The following is a 19,872-nucleotide window of genomic DNA, read 5'->3' as shown; positions in this document are numbered from 1 at the left end:
GGCCCTCACGCGATCCTCGCGATCCGGCCGGACGGGTGGGTCGGGTAGCGGTCGAGCACGCGCGGATCGTGGCCCGGCAGGAAGATCCCCGACGCCCCGGCCAGCTCCCGGATGCGGTCGAACCCGCCGTACACCCCGGTGGTCGAGTGCAGCAACGGCGCGGGGAGGTCGGCCTCGAGGTTCTCGTAGAAGTGGCTGGCGTCGGAGGCGACCACGACCGGGCCGGCCGCGGTGGCGATCCGCACCACCTGCGTGCCGGCGGTGTGCCCGCCGACGAGGTGGACGCTGAGACCGGGAACGACGTCGGCGTCACCGTCGACGAGCCGCAGGCGGTCGTGGGCCCGGAGCCGGTGCAGCTCGACCTCGTCCAGCAGCCAGTGTTCGCGCGTGATGCGCGTGGCCCACGGCCCGGTCCAGTAGTCCATTTCGGACTGCTGCACGACGCAGGTCGCGTCCGGGAAGGCGCTCGCCCGGCCGGCGTGGTCGTAGTGCAGGTGGGTGAGCACCACGTGGTCCACGCCTGCGGGCTCGACGCCGAACTCCGCGAGCAACTCCAGCGGGTCGGTGTACTCCAGCCCGGGCACTTGCGCCGCGCGCCGCGGGCGCATCCCGGCGTCGACGAGCACCGTGTGCTCCGGTGAGACGGCGAGCCACACGTAGTACGCCGTCGGGTGCGGCTCGGTGGAATCCGTGCGGTGGCCGAGGAAGTGGTCTCCGCGGACGCCGTCGCGCCGGGCGTAGCAGAGGGCGTGGACCTCGAACGTGCTCACTGCTGGACGCCGACCTCACTCGCCTGCCGCGCCGGCGCGTTCTTCAGGCCGAGCAACGCGGTCGGGACGCGGTAGGTCTCGCGGCCGGTGGCCACGGCGATCGCGTTGACCACGCACAGACCCGCGGTGAAGATCGCGACGCCGAGCCACGCGCCCCGCCCGTCACCGGCGACGGCCGCTGCCACGCTCGGCAGGAAACCGCTGATGGCGAAGCCGATCTGCGTGCCGATCGCGGTGCCCGACAGGCGCACGCGGGCCGGGAACATCTCGCCGTAGAACGAGGGCCAGATGGCGCTCGTCGCGGTGTAGACGATGCCGAACATGCCGATGCCGAGCACGAAGATCCACACGTAGCTGCCGGCGGCGATCGCGCCGAGGTAGCCGAAGATGAGCACCGCGCAGCCCAGCGAGCCCGCGATGAAGATCTTCTTGCGGCCCTTGCGGTCGGACAGCTTGGCCCACAGCGGGATCGAGATCACGGCCGCGACGTTGGCGAGCACGCCGACCCACAGCATCGGCGTTTTGCTCAGCCCCACCGTGTTCACGGCGTAGCTCAACGCGTAGACGGTGAAGATCGTGCTGACGGAGGCGATGAGCGCGGCGACGATCACGCGCAGGACGTCGGCCCAGTGGTCGCGCAGCAGCACGGCGAGCGGCAGCCGGACGACCTCGCCGGCGGCGACCTCCTCGCGGAACACCGGCGTCTCCTCCACCGAGCGGCGGATGAAGTACCCGACCGCGACCATCACGGCGCTGAGCCAGAACGGCACGCGCCAGCCCCACGACAGCAGCGCGTCCTGCGGCAGCGCGGCGACGGGCAGGAACACCGCCGTGGCCACGATCTGGCCGGCCTGTGTGCCACTGAGGGTGAAGCTCGTGTAGTACGCGCGGCGGTGTTCCGGCGCGTGCTCCAGGCTCATCGAGTTGGCGCTGGCCTGCTCGCCGCCGGCGGAAAGCCCTTGCAGCAGCCGCAAAACGACGAGCAGCACCGGCGACGCGACGCCGAGCGCTTCGTAGCTGGGCAGGCAGCCGACGAGCACTGTGGACAGACCCATGAGCAGCAGCGTCGCGATGAGCACGCGTTTGCGGCCGAACCGGTCGCCCAGGTGGCCGAGCAGCAGCGCGCCGAGGGGACGCGTGACGTAGCCGACGCCGAACGTCGACAAGGCCAGCAGCGTGCCCGCGGCCGGTGAGGACGCCGGGAAGAAGATCTTGCCGAAGACCAGCGCGGCCGCGGTGCCGTAGATGAAGAAGTCGTAGTACTCGAGCGCGCTGCCGATCCAGGCGGCGAGCGCCGCTTTCGCGGGCCGGCCCGCGGCGGGCGCCGCTCGATCTCCTCGACCGTTCACTTTTGTCTCCTCTGCGGTGCACCGTTGCCTCGCCCGACGGCTAATGTACCGTGCGGTTAATTAGAGAGAGTGAAGGGCGCACCCGAGGTTGTCAAGGACGAGTTTCGACACAAGATCGACTCCGTCCGGGCGCGACGGACCGCGGAGCGATCCTGTGTGGAGAGTGCGCGAAACGCACCGGAAACCCATGGTGGTCAGGGGTTTCCGGCCGGTCGGGTGTGCTACGGCCGGAGGTTCTCCACCTCGACCGGCTCGATGGCCTCGCCCTCGGGGAGGTCGAAGCCGAGGATCTGGCTGTAGAAGCTCAGCTCCGCGTCGAGGGCCCGGCGGATGTTCTCCGCGCGGCGGAAGCCGTGCTGCTCGCCTTCGAAGAGGAGGTAGGCGACGGGCACCTTGCGCGAGCGCAGGGCGTCGACGATGAGCTCCGACTGGTTGGGCGGCACGACGGGGTCGTCGGCGCCCTGCAGCACGAGCAGAGGCTGGGTGAAGGCGTCGACGTGCTGGATCGGCGAGCGGTCGAGGTACACGTCGCGCAGCTCGGGATACGGGCCGATCAGGCGGTCGAGGTAGCGGCTCTCGAACTTGTGCGTGTCGGCCGCCAATGCCTGGAGGTCGGCGACGCCGAAGAGATCGGTGCCGGCGGCGAAGGGCGTGTCCGCACGCGAAAGGGCGGCCAGCACGGTGTATCCGCCGGCCGAGCCGCCCCGGATGAGGAGCTTGTCACCGTCGACGCGGCCTTCGGCGGCGAGCCAGCGTACGGCCGCGATGCAGTCGGCGACGTCGAGGATTCCCCACGTGCCGTGGAGTTCCTCACGGTAGGCGCGGCCGAAGCCGGTGGAGCCGGCGTAGTTCACGTCCACGACACCGAACCCGCGGCTGGTCCAGTACTGGATCGCCGGCGACAGCACGGGAACCGCGTGCGACGTCGGTCCACCGTGGACGACCACGACGACCGGCGGCTTCGACCCCGCGGGACCCTCGAAGTCCGGGTTCGCGGGCGGGTAGAACAACGCGTGGGACACGCGCTCGCCCGACGGGAAGTCGATCGCCTCGGGCGCGGACACGTACTCGGCGCCGATCCCGGTGTCGCGGGGTTCTCGCACGGTGGCGACCTTGCCCTCGGCGGTCAGCGTGTACACGCTCGGCTCGGCGGTGGGCGAGCCGGCGATGAGGAGCAGCTCGTCGCCGCCGGACGGGCGCAGCACGCTGATCGCGGTGAACGGGGTGTCGAGGTCGGTCACGGTGCCGTCCGGGCTCGCGAGGGCGAGCCCGTCGATGCCGCCGGACCAGCGGGCGAACACCACGCGGTGGTCGGCCAGCACCACGTACCGGCCCGTGCCCAGGCCCCAGGCCGGCACGCCGATCTCGGCGTCGAGCACGACCACCGGCTCGACGGTGCCGCTCTCGCCGAGCCGGTAGAGGTTCCACCAGCCGGTGCGGTCGGACAGGAAGTACAGCGTGCCATCGGCGTGCCACCGCGGCTCGGACACCGACTCCCCCGGCCCGCCCGCGACCACGGTCTCCTCGCCGGTGGCCAGGTCGCGCACGCGCAGCTCGGTCGAGTCCCACGGCATGTTCGGGTGGTCCCACGCGACCCACGCGAGCTTCCCCGCGTCGGGCGAGAAGCGCGGGCTCGCGACGAAGTCCGGGCCGGACACGAGCACCTCGGGCTCGGCTCCTTCGGTGAGCAGCACGATCTCGTTGCGCACGTCGGCCGCGCCCCGGCTCGTTTTCGGGTGGTGCTCCCGCACCACGGCCAGGCGCGTCCCGTCGGCGGTCAGGTCGCCGTCGGCGTACCGATCGCCGCGCGGGACCTCGGGCTCGGGGGTGACGGCTTCCGGCTCGCCGTCGCGGTCGAGGCGGTACAGCCGCTGATCGGCCCAGTTGGCGAACCACACCACGCCGTCGCGCACCCACCAGTCGGCCCCGCCGTACTCGTGTACCGACGTCCGCGCCCCGAACCCGTCCGGCAGCAGGTCGGCGGTGCTCCCGTCGGCTTCCCGCCGCACGAGCTGCACCCGCCCACCCTCCGCAGGCCTCGCCTCCGACCACACCACGGCCCGCCCGTCGGCGCGCACATCCGTGACGCGCACGGCGCTCTGCGTGATCAGGTCGGCGGTGAACGGCGTGGCCCAGGAACCGAACTCGGAGATCTGCACGGCGCCACGCTAGCCGATCTCCCGCACGCCGGGGGCCGCGTTGCACCCGTTGCCCCGCGGCAGTGCCGGATCGGCCCCCGGCTCACACGGCGTACGTGTAGTCCGGCACGTCCGTGACGAACATGTACCCCGGCGCGTGCGTGATCGCGAACGGCGGCTTCGACCGCATGATCGCGGCCTGCGGGGTCACGCCGCACGCCCAGAACACCGGCACCTCGCCCTCGCGGATCTCCACCGGGTCACCGAAGTCCGGCTTCGACAGGTCCTCGATACCGAGGGCTTCGGGCGCTCCGATGTGGACCGGCGCGCCGTGCACGGACGGGAACTGGCCGGAGATGCGCACGGCGTCGGCGACGCGGTCGGCGGCGATCGGGCGCATCGAGACGACCATGGGACCGCTCAGGCGGCCCGCGGGGGCGCACTCGCGGGAAGTCTTGTACATCGAGACGTTCTGGCCCTTGCTGATGTGGCGAACCTCGATGCCCGCGGCGACCATGGGCGTCTCGAACGTGTAGCTGCAGCCGATGAGGAACGTGACGAGGTCGTCGTTCCAGTACTCCAGCACGTCGTCCGGCTCGTCGACCAGCTCGCCGTCGCGCCAGACGCGGTAGGCGCCGACGTCGGTGCGCAGGTCGGCACCCGGCGCGAGGTCGGTGTGGGGGCTGCCGGTGTCGGTGACGCCGATGATCGGGCACGGCTTGGGGTTGCGCTGGCCGAACAGGAGCGCGTCGTAGGCGTACTCGCGCGGCACGATGATCATGTTGGCCTGGGCGTAGCCCGGCGCCCAGCCTGCGGTCGGCACGCGCAGGCCGCCGCGGAAGGCTTCGCGGGATTCGGCCGGGCTCAGAGCGGGGGTGACAGTCATCAGCAACTCCTCAGGAGAAGATCGAACCGAGTGAGGTCAGGGATTCCACGGCGGCGTACGCGGTGAACAGCCAGGCGGCGATGCCGACGCCGAGCAGCACCTTCGGGTAGCGGTAGCCCGCGATCAGGTCGCGGCGGCGCAGCGCCACCCACAGGATGATGGCCAGGCCGATGGGCAGCACGAGCCCGTTGATCGCGCCCGCGAACACCAGCATCGACTGCGGCGTCTGACCCGCGGCGATGAAGATGATCGTCGCGAGGCCGATCAGCACGATCACGGCGCGGTTGAAGTGCGTGCGCACGGGCTTGACGTAGGACTGCAGGAACGTGGCGGTGGTGTAGGAGTTGCCGATCACGCTCGTCATCCCGGCGGCCCAGAACACCAGGCCGAACAGGTGCAGCCCCACCGTGCCGAACGCGGAGAGGAACGCCGAGCCCGCGGCGTCGTTCTTGTTCGCCAGCGTCGCGCCGGTCGCGACCACGCCGAAGAAGCCGAGGAACAGCACGATCCGCAGCACGCAGGCCACGAGGATGCCGGTCCACGCGCCGCGGTTGATGCGCTTGAGGTTCGCCACACCGGTGATGCCGGCGTCGATCAGCCGGTGCGCGCCGGAGTAGGTGATGAACCCGCCGACGGTGCCGCCGATCAGCGTGAGGATGGGCAGGAACGGCAGGCCCTTCGGGTCGACGGTGCCCACGGCGGCCTGGCCCACCGGCGGCGCCGTGGCCACGACCAGCGCGATGATCAGCGCGATCTTCACGAGCCCGAGCACCACCATCACGCGGTCCACTGCCGTGAGCACCGAGCGGACCAGGAAGATCGCGATGGTGAGGATGCCGCTGATGGCCGCGCCGATCCGCGGGTCGATGCCCAGCAGGTTGTGCAGGCCGAGGCCGGTGCCGGCGATGTTTCCGATGTTGAACACGACCGCGCCCAGCACCACGAACACCGTGAGCACCTGGCCGGCGCCCGGGAACACCTTGCTCGCGATGTCCTGCGCGCGCTGCCCCGAGATGCCGAGGATGCGCCATACGTTGAGCTGCACGGCGACGTCGATGATCATCGAGACCACCACCGCGAACGCGAACGAGGCCCCGTAGAGCACGGTGAACGAGGCGGTCTGGGTGATGAACCCCGGTCCCGCCGCGCTCATGGCCATCAGCAGTGCCGCGCCGAACAGCGGCGGCACGCGCAGCCTGCCCGGCCGGGCCTGCCGGTCGTCGGTACTGGTCACGCTGTCCATCCCACTCCTTGGTCCCGATTGGCGGGGGTTGCCACGCAGCTTAAGTTAGACGTCTGACGTCTTACGACCTGTTTCACCATCTGGGAGGTACCCGTGGCGGACACCCTGCCTTCGGTTTGGATCCAGGACCTGACCTGGGAAGAAGTGAGCTCGTACCTGGAGCACGAGCGGATCGTGATCGTGCCGATCGGCAGCACCGAGCAGCACGGCCCGGCCGGTGTGCTGGGAGTCGACTCGTACGTGGCCATCACGTTGGCCGAGGACGTGGCCGAGCGCAAGGGCGTGCTGGTCGCGCCCCCCATCTGGTACGGCGACTCGTCGCACCACGGCGCGTTCCCCGGCACCATCACGGTGCGCCCGGACACGCTGATGCTGCTGATCCGCGACGTCGCCCGCAGCCTCGCGCGCCACGGCTTCACGCGCATCATCCTGCTCAACGGGCACAAGGGCTCGAACCTGCCCGCGCTCAACAGCGCCGTGCGCGTGCTGCACGACGAGGAGCTGCCCGAGGTGCTCTTCGCCGTCGCGGACCCGCTGCACCTCGCGCGGTCGGCCTCGCCGACGATCAAGGAGACCAACGAGCACCACGCCGGTGAGCTCGAGCTCTCCCACGTGCACTACCGCTACCCGGGCAAGATCCGCACCGACCGGCTCACCGACGCCTCCGTCGACTTCGACGCGGTCTTCGGCGGCTTCGTCGGCAACGACCTGTTCGGCCCGGCGCCCGACGGCGTCGAAATCATCTGGTCCGGCGACGAGCAGCGCGCGTTCACCCCGACCGGCTCGTTCAGCTCGTCGAAGGGCCTCTCGGAGGACAAGGGCAAGCGCTACCACGACCACATCGTCGGGCGCCTGGGCGAGCTGGTCGACTGGCTGCGCACGTACAACGGTCCCATCGGCCACCGCGAGGACTGACCCGTGGTCACGCGGATCCACCCCGAACCCGCTCTGCCGGCCGACCTCACGGCGATCACGTCCGACGCGTACCGGCAGGTCAAGGACCGGCTGCGCGAGGTGATCACCCGCCTCGGCGAGGCGGGCCGGCTGCGGCTGCCGTCGGAGGCGGAGCTCTCGTCCGCGCTCGGCGTGAGCCGGGCGACGCTGCGTTCGGCGCTGCAGTCGCTGCAGAAGGAGGGGCGGATCCGCCGGCTGCACGGCCACGGCACGTTCATCAACCGCCACGCGCTGGGCCTCGGCGCCAACCTCGCCGAGGCGGGCGCGTTCATGGACCTGCTCGCGAAAGCCGGTCACGAGGCGTCGGTGAGCACGGCCGACCAGCGGGTGGCGGCGCTCGAGGCGGACATGGCCGCGTCGCTGGAGATCCCGGCCGGCGAGCAGGCGCTGCGGATCGAGCGCGTCTTCGCCGCCGCGGGTGAGCCCGCGGTGCACAGCGTCGACCACTTCCCGGTGCGGCTGCTCGGCGAGGACGCGCGGGCGCTGGAGCCCGCGCAGTCGACGTTCGAGTTCGTGGAGCGCCACCTCGGCCCGCCGGTGTGCTACTCCGTGGCCGAGGTCCGGCCGGTGCTGCCACCGCCGGACGTGGCCGCGGCGCTGAAGATCCCGGCGACGCAGCCGTTGCTTCGGTTGCGCCACACCCACATCCGGGCCGACGAGCAGCCCGTGGCCGTCACGGTCGCGCACGTCAACGACGAATACCTGCGTTTCTCCGTGATCCGGACCTACCTCGATGAGTGAGAGATGACCACACTGGCCAACCCACCGCGGCTCGACCGCAAGGCGTGGGGCGTGCTGGCGCTGACCCTGGTGTTCTGGGTCGCCGACGGCTACGACACGTTCGTGCTGCTGATCACCGCGCGGCCGACGCTCACCGAGCTGCTGCCGCACGACCAGCTGCCGCACCTCACGACGTACCAGGGTTACCTGGTCGCCATCACGCTCGCGGGCTGGGCCACGGGCGGGATCGTCGGCGGCGTGCTCGGCGACCGGCTGGGCCGGCGGCGGACCATGATCGTGGCCGTCGCCGTGTACAGCGTCTTCACGGCGTGCTCGGCGTTGTCCGGGAACTGGTGGATCTTCGGGCTCACGCGGTTCCTCACCGGGCTCGGGATCGGCGCCGAGTGGGGTGTGGGCACTTCGCTGCTGCAGGAGGTGTGGCCGGAGCGGTGGCGCGCCCGGGGCGCCGGCTTGCTGCAGGCGGGGTTCTCCGTCGGCGGCGTGCTCGTGTCGGGCCTGTGGGTGCTGCTCGGCTCGACGCTCGGGCTGTCGTGGCGCTGGATGTACCTGTTCGGGGTGATTCCGCTCGTGGTGGTGCTGCTGGTGCGCCGCAGCATCCCCGAATCCCCGCGATGGGCGGCGCAACGCAAGCGAAAAGTCGGGCTGGGTGAGCTGCTGGCGCCCGGCGTGCGGCGCAATTTCCTGGGCGCGCTGGCGGTTTCGATCGCGATCACCGGCGGCTGGTGGGCGGTGAGCTCGTTCCTGCCCAGCTTCGTCGGCGGACTCGTCGACGATCCGAAGCGCGTCGCGTTCTACACGGGCTGGGCCGGGGCGCTGTACAACCTCGGCGAGATCGTGGGCTGCGTCCTGCTCGGGTTCCTGGCCGAGAGCTGGGGCCGCAAGCTCTCGGTCCAGGTGTACTTCGCCGGGTGCGTGGCGATCGTGCCCATCGTGTTCCTGCTGGTGCACGACGCGGCGACCGCCACGTGGCTCCAGCTCATCGCCGGGTTCCTCACCGGCGGCGTGTACAGCTGGTACACCGTGCACACGCCGGAGCTGTTCTCCACGTCGATCCGCGCGACGGCGATCAGCGTGGTGTTCAGCGGTTCGCGGTACCTGGCCATGGCCGGCGCCGTGCTGATCGGCCCGCTGGCCTCGGCCGTGGGCGGATTCGGCCACGCCGCCGCGATCTTCGCCCCGATCTACCTGCTCGGCATTCTCGCCGTGCAGTTCCTGCCCGAGACCAAGGGCAAACCCCTGCCGGACTGAGTGCTTCTCGCCGGACTGAGTGCTTCTCGCTGGAAGAAAGGACCACCCATGACCGTGAAGGTCGACATCCGGGTTCCCGTCGGCCGCCCGCTGCCCGAGCTGACGAAGTTCATCGTGTCGTGTGAAGAGGCCGGGTTCAACGGCGTCGGCGTGCACGACCACCACCACTCGGGCCGCGACGTCTACTCCGCCCTGACGCTGGCCGCGGCGGCGACGTCGAAGCTGCAGCTGTACCCGGCCACCACCAACACGGTGACGCGCCACCCGCTCGTGCTCGCGGCGATCGCGAACTCGCTCGCCGAGATCGGCCCGGGCCGCGTGCTGCTCACGCTCGCGCCGGGGTTCCTCTCCGTCGAGAAGGCGGGCCGCCCGCAGGGGCGGCGTGAGCAGCTCGGCGAGGCGGTCACGGCCATCCGCAAGCTCGTGGCCGGTGAAACGGCCACTGTGGACGGTCACGAGATCAAGATGAACAACGTCGCCAAGCCCGCGCCCGGGATCTTCGTGCTCGCCGCCGGGCCGAAGATGCTGGAGCTGGCCGGCGAGGTCGCCGACGGCGTGGTGATGCTCGCGGGCCTGCACCCGGACAGCATCGAGGCGGCGCGCTCGCACGTGCGCGCGGGTGCCCTGCGGGCTGGCCGGGCGCCGGAGTCGGTGCAGGAGATCCTCATCGTGCCCACGGCGATCGAGCCGTTCGACACCGCGCGCGAGTGGGTGCGGCGCTACTTCCGGCCCGACAAGCCGTTCCTCAACTACCCGAGCACGGCCAACCTGCGGTGGCTGCGCGCGGCCGGTCTCGACATCCCCGAGGACCACGACCCCACCGCGTTCACCTCCGCGCAGGCCAAGGAGATCAGCGACGCGTTCGGGCTCTTCGGGCCCGCCGAGTACTGCGCGGAGCGGCTCCTGCAGGCGCGCGAGGAATCCGGCGTGGAGCACGTGTTCTTCTTCCCGTCGCACACGGCCGAAAGCGGCTACGACCTGCCGGAGGCCGACGTCGCCGCGTTCGCCGACGTGATCGGTCCCCGCCTGGCCGCCGGCTAGTTTCAGTCCCGCACGGGAACCGCTTCGCCCAACGCCTGCACCACGGCCAGCGAGTCGAGGTAGTCGCGCCAGTGCACGACCTTGCCGTCCGCGACGGTGACGATGGAGACGAAGCGGTTCTCGTACGGCCGGCCGGTTTCGACGATCCGGCCGCGCACCGAGTACTCGAGGGTGACCACGGACTTCTCGCGGTCGTGGTGCACGGCCAGGTCGCCGGCTCCGTCGAGCACGATGGCGTCGCCGTAGCCACGGTAGAGCTCGGCCAGCGCCGCGCGGCCTTCGACCCTTTTCGGGTAGCCGGGGACGGTGACGACGAACTCGGTGACGAGATCTTCGGCGAGCAGGTCGAAGAAGTGCTCGCCCTCGGCGAGGCCGGCGAGGCCTTGCTGGACGACACCGAAAAACGGGTCGAGAGCGGCGAAGTCTTCGAGGTGTTCCACGGTCATGGGGCTGTCCTGTTCTCGATCCGGGTGGGTCCCGTAGCCGAGAACGGTAGGACCCGGCACCGACAGTTTCGGCCGCCGCGGCTTCCCTCGATCCGGTGAACCGGCCGCCCCCCGACGCTACTTCGTCAGCGTCCGCATCAGCTCCACCAGGCCGGAAGCCCCGGCGACGGCCCGGGCTGTCACCGCGTCGGCCGGGGCGTTGCGTTCCGCCATGGCCGCGGCGAAGAGGTCCATGTCCAGGAGTTCGACCTTGCTGAGGTGCTCCACTTTCTCCGCGGTGATGGCCTCGCCGAGGGCGGAGAGGGTGAAGCTGCCCACGCTGCCGTTCTTCAGGACGGCGACGAGCGACGGGAGGTCCACGTCGAGCGGGAAACCCGCTTCGGCGATGGCCGTGGCCAGCGGGGCGCCTTGGTCGCCAAGACCGATGAATCCGATCGAAAGAGTCATGCCTCCAGTTTCGGCAAGTGCACGGGCCACCCGGGTAGGCCGTCGTTTTCCTGGGAGCGACAGGGCCAATCAGGCGGCGAGACTGCCGAGCAGCTCGGCGCTGCGGCTGCCCGGGTCGGCCTGGAACACGACGAGCGTCACGGCGTCCGTACCGTCGACGGTGAGCTTCGTCGACCGCAGCTCGAAGTCACCGATCGAAGGGTGCGTCAAGCGGTGCACGCGGCCGACTCTCGGGCGCACGTCGTGGCGGCCCCACAGCTGACGGAACCTCGCGCTGCGCACGGAAAGCTCGCCGACGAGTTCCCGCAGCCGCGGGTCGTCGACGTCCGGGCCGACGCGGGCGCGCAGCGTCGCCACGCCCGCGGCCGTCGCCTCCGTCCAGTCGCGGCGCAGCGCGCGTTCCGCGGGGTCGAGGAAGACCGCGCGCAGCAGGTTCACGCCCGGCCGGTAGTTCGGGGACAACGCGGTGGCCGGCGGGTTGGCGGCGAGCACGTTCGTGAGCTTGTCCTGGACATACGCGGGCGTGTCGGTCACGCAGTCCACCAACCGGTCGACGCCGGGCGGCAGGCGCCGGGGCGGGCTCTTCCGGCGCGTCGGGCGGCTCAGGCTCAGCAGGTGCGCGATCGCGTCGCCATCCAGCTGGAGCACACCGGCGAGCGCGCGCAGCACCTGTTCCGACGGGTTGCGGTCACGGCCTGTTCGAGCCGCAGGTAGTAGTCGGAGCTGATGCCGGCGAGGATCGCCACCTCCTCGCGGCGCAGCCCGGCGACGCGGCGACCGGTCCCGCCGGGCAGCCCCGCGACCTCCGGGCGCACCAGGTCGCGCCGGGCGCGGAGGAATTCGCCCAGCGCGTTCGTCGTGTCCACACCGGCGACGGTAACCGCGGCCGGCGCCGGAAAACCTGGCCCTGCCACTCCCAGGCTCCGCCACTCCCAGGAACGCAGGGGCCGTCCCATCCCCCGGCCCGCGGGCGCATCGTGGAACACGGGCGGGACAACCGTCCGGAAAACCCAGCAGGAAAGGCATCCGACCATGGCCGACAGCGTTCCCGGCGGCACCCTCACCCTCGCCGACGACCTCACCCTCAGCCGCATGGGCTACGGCGCCATGCAGCTGGCCGGCCCCGGCGTCTTCGGTTCCCCCAAGGACCACGACGAGGCGATCGCCGTGCTGCGCGAAGCGGTCGAGCGCGGCATCACCCACATCGACACCAGCGACTTCTACGGCCCGGCCGTGACCAACGAGCTCATCAAGGAAGCGCTGCACCCCTATCCCGCCGACGTGCACATCGTCACGAAGGTCGGCGCGCGCCGCGGCCCCGACGGCGCCTGGATCCCGTCGCTGGAGCCGGAAGACCTCAAGGCGCAGGTACGCGAGAACCTGCAGCACCTCGGCCTCGACGGGCTCGACGTGGTGAACCTGCGCGTCGGCGCCCACGAGGGCACGGACGACACCCCGCTCAGCGACGAGTTCGGCGCGCTGGCCGAGCTGCGCGAGCAGGGCCTGATCCGCCACCTCGGGCTCAGCGGCGTCTCCAGCGCGCAGCTCACCGAGGCGCAGGCCATCGCGCCCGTGGTCACCGTGCAGAACCTGTACAACCTGGTCACCCGCGACGACGACGCCCTGGTGGCGCGCTGCGCCGCGGAGAACATCGCGTTCGCGTCGTTCTTCCCGCTCGGCGGTTTCAGCCCGCTGCAGTCGGAGACGCTGGCCAAGGTCGCCGCGAACCTCGACGCGTCGCCGCAGCAGGTCGCGCTCGCGTGGCTGCTGCAGCGCTCCGCCACGACCGTGCTGATCCCCGGCACGTCGTCGCGCGGGCACCTGCGCGAGAACATCGCGGCGGCCGACCTCGTGCTGCCGGCCGAAGCGGTGGCGGAGCTGGACGCCATCGGCGCCTGAAAGTCCACAGTGGATCCAGATGCGATCGCGGGGCTACGCTCACCGGCGTGATCACCACGGACGGATACCTGTACCTCGTCGACCGCGCACTCGACGGGATGGCGGCCACACTCACCGAGCTCGGCGACGAGCTCGTGAACGCGCGCCCCGAGGCGGCCGGGACGAACTCGCCGTACGCGATCGTCACGCACTGCCTCGGGGTGATGGCGTTCTGGGGCGGCCAGGTCGTGGCCGGCCGCGACGTGGCGCGCGACCGGGCGGCGGAGTTCGAGGCGGCGGGACCCGTCGCGCCGCTGGTGGAGCGGATGCGGGCCCTCCGGGAGCGGTTCGGCGCCGATGTCGCCGGGTGCGCCCCGGAGGCGCCGCCGAAGGGCGAGGTCCCGCCGAAGTACCGCGACACCCCGATCGGTGCGACTCAGGGCGTGGCGCTGCTGCACGTGTACGAGGAGCTGGCCCAGCACCGCGGCCACCTCGACCTCACCCGCGACGTGCTGCTCGGGCGCGTGGAGAAAACCGGGTAGAGCGCTGTGTAGAGGACACGGGAGCGGCTCCGTCCTTACAGTGAGCGTGCCGACGCGCGGCACGCCGGAAGGGCGGAGGAGCGACGATGACGAAGTACATGGTGATGCAGACGTACTCGGGCGGCGAGGCCTGCGACGTGCCGATGACCGAGTGGTCCCCCGACGACATCCGCGCGCACATCGCGTTCCAGCGGGCGCTCAACGAGGAGCTCGCCGACAAGGGCGAGCTGGTGGACGCGCAGGGGCTGGCCGGGCCGGAGGCGGCGAAGAAGGTCGTGTCCGGCGGTGCCGGTGGGACCGTGGTGACCGACGGGCCGTTCACCGAGAGCAAGGAGCTGCTCGCGGGGTACCGGATCATCGACGTCGACTCGGAGGAGCGGGCGCTCGAGATCGCGGCGCGGCTCTCGGCGGCGCCCGGGCTCGGGGGCACGCCGATCCGCCAGCCGATCGAGGTCCGCCAAGTGATGAGCGCGCCGGCCTGATGACGGCCGACCGCGTCGAGGACCTGCTGCGCACGCTCGCGCCGCAGGTCCTCGGCGTGCTGGCCCGGCGGTTCGGCGACTTCGACGCCGCCGAGGACGCCGTGCAGGAGGCGCTGCTCGCCGCGGCGCTGCACTGGCCCGGCGACGGCGTGCCGGACAACCCGCGCGGCTGGCTGATCCAGGCGGCGGCGCGGCGGCTGACCGACGCGTACCGCAGCGACGAAGCCCGCGCGCGGCGTGAGCTGGCGGTGTCCGCCGAGCCGGGCGGCGCCGAGGTCCCGGACGAGGACGACACGCTCACCCTGCTGTTCCTGTGCTGTCACCCCGCCTTGACGTCGGCTTCGGCCATCGCGCTCACGCTCCGGGCCGTCGGCGGCCTGACGACGGCGGAGATCGCGGGCGCGTTCCTCGTGCCCGAGGCGACGATGGCGCAGCGGATCAGCCGGGCGAAGGGGAAGATCAAGGCGTCGGGTGTGCCGTTCCGGCTGCCGGCCGGCGACGAACGCGCGGCGCGGCTGAAATCGGTGCTGCACGTGCTCTACCTGGTGTTCAACGAGGGCTACACCAGCAGCGCCGGAGCCAGCCTGCACCGCACGGAGCTCTCGGGCGAGGCGATCCGGCTCGCGCGCCTGGTGCAGCGGGTGCTGCCCACGGTGTTGCCTCAAAGCAGCGGCGAGGTCACGGGCCTGCTGGCCCTCATGCTGCTCACCGACGCGCGGCGTCCCGCGCGGACCGGGCCCGACGGTGACCTGGTGCCGCTGGAGGACCAGGACCGTGCGTTGTGGGACCGGTCGTCGATCAGGGAAGGCGTCTCGCTCGCCACCGCGGCGCTTTCCGACGGGCCCGCCGGTGAATACGGGCTGCAGGCGGCGATCGCGGCGAGCCACGACATCGCGTTGCGCGCGCAGGACACGGACTGGCCGCGCATCCTGGCGCTCTACCAGCGGCTTGAAACACTGGCGGACAACCCGATGGTCACGCTGAACCGCGCGATCGCGACCGCGATGGTCCACGGGCCCACCACCGGTCTGGACCTGCTCGCGACGCTCGACGAGCGGCTCGCCGGCCACTATCGTCTCGACGCCGTGCGCGCTCACCTGCTGGAACGCGCGGGCGAAACCGCGGCCGCGATCGGCTGCTACGAGGCCGCCGCGGCGCGCACCACGAACGCCCCGGAACGCCGCTACCTCACGGTTCGCGCCGCGCGGCTGCGGGCGGACCACCCCTGACTGTCCTCTTCGGACAGTGAGTTGATGTTCCACACTTCGTTCTCACACCGTGGCCCAGTAGGATCAGCACCGATCCTCACTGGAAGCGGAGCGGACCATGGCCACCACGGGTGATCGGCGGACGGGGTACGACATCACGAGCGTGCCCGCCGAGACGGTGCTCGCCGCGCTGCAGGCAGCTGTGCCGCCGTCGGCCAACGCGGGGGTCGTCTGGTGGATCTACGCCGGTCAGGGCCCTGGGACACCCCACCTCGTCGTCGGCCTGCGCGGTGAGCGCGGCGCCCTGGTGTGGCAGGAACACGGCGCCGCGCACCTGCCCGCCGACGGCGACGGCGCCGCGTCCGCCGACTACTTCAGCCTGCAGGGCGGCCACTTCCCGCAGCCCGAGGGCAGCGAGGTGCCGGCCGAGCTCGTGCTCCGCGCAGTGCGGGAGTTCGCCCAGACCCGGGTCCGGCCGGAGTGCGTCGCCTGGAAGCTGCCTTAGACCTGGTCTCAAAACTTAAGGGTGTGTCACTGCGTAACCTGCCGGTCCTGGTCGTCGATCGTGGGCGGTCGTGGCGAAGACGACGCAGCAGCGGCGGGTCGAAGACCGGCTCTGGGACCTGATCGAACCCCTGATCCCGTCCCGACCAGCGCCGCGCGGTCCGGGTGGGCGGCCCCGGATCGATGACCGTGCCGCGCTAGAGGGGATCTTGTTCGTGCTCGACACCGGCTGCCGCTGGCGAGACCTACCCGAGCAGCTCGGATGCGGTTCCGGGCACACCGCGTGGCGGCGGTTACGTGAGTGGCAGGACGCCGGCGTGTGGGACCGGCTGCACCAGCTCGTGCTCGACGAGCTGTCCAACATCGACGAGCTCGACTGGACCAGAGGCTGCATCGACGCGGTGTCGGTGCGGTCGAAAAGGGGGGCGAGCTGACCGGCCGCAGCCCCACTGACCGGGGTAAAGCCGGCTCCAAGTACCACGTTCTGTGCGACGCGAACGGGCTACCGCTGCACATCATGTTGTCGGCGGCAAACACCCACGACAGCATGCTGTTCGAGCGGCTGCTGGACACGAACCCGACCGTGCGCGGCCACCACGGCCGGGCGGGCCGGCCACGATGCCGACCGGACAAGCTGCACGCCGACAAGGGCTACGACTACCGCCGCTGCCGCCGCTACCTGACCCGCCGCGGTATCAAGGTCCGTATCGCCCGGCGCGGGATTGAGGACAAGTCCCGCCTCGGCCGGGTCCGCTGGGTCGTCGAACGCACCATCTCCTGGCTGCTGCGGTTCAAACGCCTCGGGCTGCGCTACGACCGGACCGAACGCACCACGCTGGCGCTACTCACGCTGGCCTGCACCGTGATCAACGTCCGCCGGCTCATAAAGATCGAGCTCTGCGACCAGGTCTAACGCATCCATTCACTCGTTGGGATACATCGGTAGCTCTGTGTCGTTGGGTGGGGGTGACTGGCGAGCTTCTGAGCGCGGAGCAGGTCCTCGGGTCGGCACGGGGCCCCGTCACCACGAGGGAGATCGATCTCCTGGAGGAGGCTGCAGCCGCGTTGCTGACGGCACCATCGACGGGGATGAACGAGCGCTCTCGTCGGGAAGTGATCAGCCATCGGTGGGGCCGCCTCTTCAGAGGCGTTCGATGCGGTCGGCCTGCGGGCCCCGGTCGCTCTGACGCACCGCGTACCGGACCCGGTCACCCTTCCGCAGCGGCTCCGACCCCATGATCACGGACACGTGGGCGAAGAGATCGTCGCCGCCTGCGTCCGGGGTGATGAAGCCGAAGCCGCGGTCGCCGTCGTAGCGCGCGACGACGCCCTCGCCGCCTCGTACGGGCACGTCCCGCGCCGCCGGCCCTGCGGCCGCGGCAGGTGCCGACCGCTGCGGCGCCGTCTGGGGCTCGGTGCCCCGGACCAGGTGCACGTCGCGGGCCTGCGGGCCCTTGTCTCCACTAGCCACCTCGTAGGCGACGCGATCGCCCTCCGCGAGCCACGTCAGCCCCTCGGCCAGGGCCCGGGCGTGAACGAAGACGTCCCCGGCGCCGGAGTCGGGGTTGATGAAGCCGAAGCCCTTGTCCTCGTCGTACCAGGCCACCGTGCCGTCGGCACCGTCCGCGATACCAGCCGCAGCGGGTGAGCCGGCCCCTGCTCCCAGCGGGATCACGTGCCCGGCCTGCGGGCCGCGCTCGCCTTCGACGATCAGGAAGGCCACCCGCTGCCCCTCGGTGACCACGCCGCCGGTCACGATGGCGGAGCTGTGCACGAAGATGTCGGCGCCGCCGCCGTCCGGCGACGCGAAGCCGTACCCCTTGCCCGGCTCGTACCAGTTGACGGTGCCGAGCAGGCCCACGGCGCTGCCGGTGGCCGCATCGGCGGTGACGCGAACGCGCAGCGCCTGGGGCCCGCGGTCGTTCTCGCCGACCTCGAACACGACGGCCTGACCCTCGCGGAGCACTTTCGCGCCGCCGTCCCCGACGATCTCGGAGGCGTGCACGAACACGTCCGGCGAGCCGTCCTCGGGCGCGAGGAAGCCGAAACCCCGTTCGGCGTCGAACCAACGGACGGTCCCTTGCGGCATCAAAGGCTCCAGGTCGAGAGGGCGGGCACTGGCCCCCAGTCTCTCTGACAGACCTCCGGTCCGTCGGGCCGGGCCCACAGGCGGGCGGTGCGGAGCCAGGGGCCGGCCGTTGGTTCACCTAGCGACACGCCGAGTTTTGAGACCAGGTCTTAGGCCGTCGCCGCGTCGAGGTGCATCAGCTTCACCACGGCGAGGTTCGCGACGAACAGGGCGGGCAGCAGGAGCCCGAGCGTCTGCAATCCCGAGAACCACAGACCCACGCCGGCGCCACCGATCACCACGACGACGGTGAGCGCGTAGAGCAGCGGCGTGTGCAGTTTCGCGGTCGGCGCGGCGAACAGGGCCCACAGGCCGATGCCCACCGCGGGCGCGCCCAGGCCGAGCAGCAGCTTGCCCGCGGTGGACTCCCCCGCATGGAACCCCCAGTACCCCAGCGCGACGATCGCGGCCAGCTCCAACAGGAAAGCCAGGCCCAGGTTTCCCCAGCGCCACACGGACTCGATCACGGTCGCCTCCTTGACTTGAGAGCAGTGCTCTCTGTTGGGAGCAGTGTTCACCCGCCGGGTTCGCGTTGTCAAGAGCACTGCTCTCGGATTGCCAGGGCGGCGGTCGCGAGGACGGCGGCGAGCCACACCGGCGCGCGGTAACCGGCGCCGATGAGGGCGGCGGCGAGCCACGGCCCGGCGGCAGCGCCGACGTTGAGCGCGGCGGTGGCGAACGCGCCCCTGAGCGCCGGTGCGTCCGCGGCGGCGCGGAGCACCTGCGCGACGGCGGTGGACCCGACGGCGAACGACAGCAGCGCTTGCAGCGGAACGAGGACGAACAGCACTGTCGCGTTCCCCGCGCCGAGCGCGAGGGCGAGCCAGCCGACGGCGAGCGCCACCTGCGTCTTTCGCGTAGCGGGACGCCGACCGGCGAGCGCGACCCCGGCGGCGGCGCCGATGCCGAACAATGCGAGGAGGACGGGGAGCCCGCCTTCGGCTTGCGAGGTCGCAAGCGGGGCGAGGTAGGTGAAGACGGCGAAGGTGGCGCCGTTCACGAGCGCGCCCCTGCCGAGCGCCGCCAGCACCCGCGGCCGCTTCACCACCGCGAACTCGGCTTTGACGGGCACGCTCGCGGTCTCCGTCGCAGGCGCCCACCGCGCGATGGCGGCGAACGCGGGCACGGACACCAGCGCGACCGCCCAGAACGCCGAGCGCCACCCCCACACCTGCCCGAGCACGGCGCCCGCCGGCACCCCGGCGATGCACGCCAGCGTGGTCCCGGTCAGCACCACGGCGGTCGCCCTCCCCTCGGCCCCGGGCGCGGCATCGGCCGCCACCGTCAGCGCGACGGCGAGAAACCCGGCCGTCGCCAGCGCGGCCACCAGCCGCGTGACGAGCAGGATCCCGAACCCGGGCGCCAGCGCCCCCGCCACGTGCACCGCGACGAACACCCCGAGATACCCCAGCAACGCGCCCCGCCGCGGCCATCCCCGCCCCGCGACCGCCAGCACCGGTGCCCCGAGCACCATCCCCACGGCGAACACCGCTGTCAGCGACCCCGCCGCGGCCACGGAAACCCCCAGGTCCCGCGCGACCTCGGGCACCAGGCCCGACACCATGAACTCCGACGTTCCCTGGGCGAACACGGCCAGGGCGAGCAGATACGGCAAAACACGCAAGACAGACACTCCCGAGATCGACGTGACCGTCCTGTTCGGACGGTGAAAGAAGGCACGGTCGATCGGAGCGCCTGGCCTGAGCCACTAGGGAACACAGCCCCCAGGCAACACAGCCACTAGGGAACACTGCGGCCAAGGAACACAGACCCCGCAACGCCACCGCTCGACCGGTGGCGCCACTCTGTTGGCCTCAGGACTCCCCACGGCGCGCACGGTAGCAGCGCCGCGTGGTGGTGCCGAACG

Annotated in this window: 22 protein-coding genes and 1 pseudogene; 10 read left to right on the top strand and 13 right to left on the bottom strand. The window is 71.4% G+C overall.

From position 1 onward, the window contains the following. Positions 1 to 5: 5 nt before the first annotated feature. The 5 genes from AB0H62_RS39945 to AB0H62_RS39925 all read right to left on the bottom strand — a co-directional run bounded on the left by AB0H62_RS39945 (position 6) and on the right by AB0H62_RS39925 (position 6,386). Positions 6 to 770, bottom strand: coding sequence for an N-acyl homoserine lactonase family protein (locus AB0H62_RS39945; protein ID WP_360591829.1), 765 nt, complete (start codon positions 768 to 770; stop codon positions 6 to 8). Beyond that, complete coding sequence (locus AB0H62_RS39940) at positions 767 to 2,119, bottom strand: MFS transporter (protein WP_360591828.1); 1,353 nt, start codon at positions 2,117 to 2,119, stop codon at positions 767 to 769. The genes AB0H62_RS39945 and AB0H62_RS39940 overlap by 4 nt, the downstream gene beginning before the upstream one ends. Positions 2,120 to 2,340: 221 nt before the next feature. Next, positions 2,341 to 4,278: a prolyl oligopeptidase family serine peptidase gene (locus tag AB0H62_RS39935; RefSeq protein ID WP_220239084.1), complete on the bottom strand. Its 1,938-nt coding sequence runs from the start codon at positions 4,276 to 4,278 to the stop codon at positions 2,341 to 2,343. A gap of 82 nt (positions 4,279 to 4,360) precedes the next feature. Next, complete coding sequence (locus tag AB0H62_RS39930) at positions 4,361 to 5,125, bottom strand: putative hydro-lyase (RefSeq protein WP_220247576.1); 765 nt, start codon at positions 5,123 to 5,125, stop codon at positions 4,361 to 4,363. A gap of 28 nt (positions 5,126 to 5,153) precedes the next feature. Further along, entirely contained in the window at positions 5,154 to 6,386 is a 1,233-nt protein-coding gene (locus AB0H62_RS39925) for an NRAMP family divalent metal transporter (protein ID WP_220239083.1), read from the bottom strand. A 93-nt stretch (positions 6,387 to 6,479) separates the two neighbouring features. Here AB0H62_RS39925 and AB0H62_RS39920 point away from each other — a divergent pair, with 93 nt between their 5' ends. The 4 genes from AB0H62_RS39920 to AB0H62_RS39905 are packed head-to-tail and all read left to right on the top strand — an operon-like array spanning position 6,480 to position 10,370. Beyond that, positions 6,480 to 7,301, top strand: coding sequence for a creatininase family protein (locus tag AB0H62_RS39920; RefSeq protein WP_354875106.1), 822 nt, complete (start codon positions 6,480 to 6,482; stop codon positions 7,299 to 7,301). 3 nt (positions 7,302 to 7,304) lie between these two features. Then, positions 7,305 to 8,081 (top strand): GntR family transcriptional regulator, encoded by a 777-nt coding sequence (locus AB0H62_RS39915; protein WP_360591827.1) that lies wholly within the window; start codon positions 7,305 to 7,307, stop codon positions 8,079 to 8,081. A gap of 3 nt (positions 8,082 to 8,084) precedes the next feature. Further along, the gene (locus tag AB0H62_RS39910; RefSeq protein WP_220239080.1) at positions 8,085 to 9,329 is read left to right on the top strand and encodes an MFS transporter; all 1,245 of its coding nucleotides are present in this window, start codon (positions 8,085 to 8,087) and stop codon (positions 9,327 to 9,329) included. Positions 9,330 to 9,377: 48 nt separating this feature from the next. After that, positions 9,378 to 10,370 (top strand): LLM class flavin-dependent oxidoreductase, encoded by a 993-nt coding sequence (locus AB0H62_RS39905; RefSeq protein ID WP_220239079.1) that lies wholly within the window; start codon positions 9,378 to 9,380, stop codon positions 10,368 to 10,370. Between the two features lie 2 nt (positions 10,371 to 10,372). On the opposite strand, the gene AB0H62_RS39900 is transcribed toward AB0H62_RS39905, so the two are convergent. The 4 genes from AB0H62_RS39900 to AB0H62_RS39885 form a co-directional block, all read right to left on the bottom strand. After that, positions 10,373 to 10,816 carry a nuclear transport factor 2 family protein gene (locus AB0H62_RS39900; RefSeq protein ID WP_220239078.1) on the bottom strand — a complete coding sequence of 148 codons (444 nt, stop codon included), beginning with the start codon at positions 10,814 to 10,816 and terminating at the stop codon, positions 10,373 to 10,375. Positions 10,817 to 10,933: 117 nt separating this feature from the next. After that, a complete protein-coding gene (locus tag AB0H62_RS39895) occupies positions 10,934 to 11,263 on the bottom strand; it encodes a hypothetical protein (RefSeq protein WP_360591826.1) in 330 nt (109 codons plus the stop codon). A gap of 69 nt (positions 11,264 to 11,332) precedes the next feature. Beyond that, positions 11,333 to 11,911 (bottom strand): transcriptional regulator, encoded by a 579-nt coding sequence (locus AB0H62_RS39890; protein WP_360591825.1) that lies wholly within the window; start codon positions 11,909 to 11,911, stop codon positions 11,333 to 11,335. Next, positions 11,872 to 12,129, bottom strand: coding sequence for a hypothetical protein (locus AB0H62_RS39885; RefSeq protein WP_360591824.1), 258 nt, complete (start codon positions 12,127 to 12,129; stop codon positions 11,872 to 11,874). Before AB0H62_RS39885 ends, AB0H62_RS39890 begins: the two co-directional genes overlap by 40 nt. Positions 12,130 to 12,295: 166 nt before the next feature. Between AB0H62_RS39885 and AB0H62_RS39880 the strand changes: the two genes are divergently transcribed. The 6 genes from AB0H62_RS39880 (at position 12,296) to AB0H62_RS39855 (ending at position 16,790) form a co-directional block, all read left to right on the top strand. Then, positions 12,296 to 13,162: an oxidoreductase gene (locus AB0H62_RS39880; RefSeq protein ID WP_220239075.1), complete on the top strand. Its 867-nt coding sequence runs from the start codon at positions 12,296 to 12,298 to the stop codon at positions 13,160 to 13,162. 47 nt (positions 13,163 to 13,209) lie between these two features. Then, positions 13,210 to 13,683 carry a DUF664 domain-containing protein gene (locus AB0H62_RS39875; RefSeq protein WP_220239074.1) on the top strand — a complete coding sequence of 158 codons (474 nt, stop codon included), beginning with the start codon at positions 13,210 to 13,212 and terminating at the stop codon, positions 13,681 to 13,683. Positions 13,684 to 13,769: 86 nt separating this feature from the next. Next, on the top strand, positions 13,770 to 14,165 hold the full coding sequence (locus AB0H62_RS39870; RefSeq protein ID WP_220239073.1) for a YciI family protein: 396 nt from the start codon (positions 13,770 to 13,772) through the stop codon (positions 14,163 to 14,165). After that, positions 14,165 to 15,394 carry a DUF6596 domain-containing protein gene (locus AB0H62_RS39865; RefSeq protein WP_360591823.1) on the top strand — a complete coding sequence of 410 codons (1,230 nt, stop codon included), beginning with the start codon at positions 14,165 to 14,167 and terminating at the stop codon, positions 15,392 to 15,394. Before AB0H62_RS39870 ends, AB0H62_RS39865 begins: the two co-directional genes overlap by 1 nt. Positions 15,395 to 15,491: 97 nt before the next feature. Continuing rightward, the gene (locus tag AB0H62_RS39860) at positions 15,492 to 15,878 is read left to right on the top strand and encodes an Imm1 family immunity protein (protein WP_360591822.1); all 387 of its coding nucleotides are present in this window, start codon (positions 15,492 to 15,494) and stop codon (positions 15,876 to 15,878) included. A gap of 70 nt (positions 15,879 to 15,948) precedes the next feature. Beyond that, positions 15,949 to 16,790 (top strand): IS5 family transposase gene (locus AB0H62_RS39855; protein ID WP_360591821.1). Its coding sequence is split into 2 segments (ribosomal slippage): positions 15,949 to 16,291 and positions 16,291 to 16,790, totalling 843 coding nucleotides; the frame shifts between segments, so codons are not numbered across the junction. A 228-nt stretch (positions 16,791 to 17,018) separates the two neighbouring features. On the opposite strand, the gene AB0H62_RS39850 is transcribed toward AB0H62_RS39855, so the two are convergent. The 4 genes and pseudogenes from AB0H62_RS39850 to AB0H62_RS39835 all read right to left on the bottom strand — a co-directional run bounded on the left by AB0H62_RS39850 (position 17,019) and on the right by AB0H62_RS39835 (position 19,629). Further along, positions 17,019 to 17,738, bottom strand: a complete 720-nt coding sequence (locus AB0H62_RS39850) for a cold shock domain-containing protein (protein ID WP_360591910.1) — start codon at positions 17,736 to 17,738, stop codon at positions 17,019 to 17,021. A gap of 30 nt (positions 17,739 to 17,768) precedes the next feature. Next, positions 17,769 to 17,966: pseudogene (locus AB0H62_RS39845) on the bottom strand (cold shock domain-containing protein); the annotation flags it as partial. Between the two features lie 149 nt (positions 17,967 to 18,115). Further along, complete coding sequence (locus AB0H62_RS39840; protein WP_360591820.1) at positions 18,116 to 18,472, bottom strand: YrdB family protein; 357 nt, start codon at positions 18,470 to 18,472, stop codon at positions 18,116 to 18,118. 68 nt (positions 18,473 to 18,540) lie between these two features. Next, positions 18,541 to 19,629, bottom strand: a complete 1,089-nt coding sequence (locus tag AB0H62_RS39835; protein WP_360591819.1) for an MFS transporter — start codon at positions 19,627 to 19,629, stop codon at positions 18,541 to 18,543. Positions 19,630 to 19,872 lie beyond the last annotated feature (243 nt).

Origin of the sequence: Amycolatopsis sp. NPDC050768 (assembly GCF_040654155.1) — a bacterium.
Taxonomy (GTDB): Bacteria; Actinomycetota; Actinomycetes; order Mycobacteriales; family Pseudonocardiaceae; genus Amycolatopsis.
Note: the sequence above shows the minus strand (reverse complement) of the source record. Positions and strands in the feature narration are given on the sequence as shown.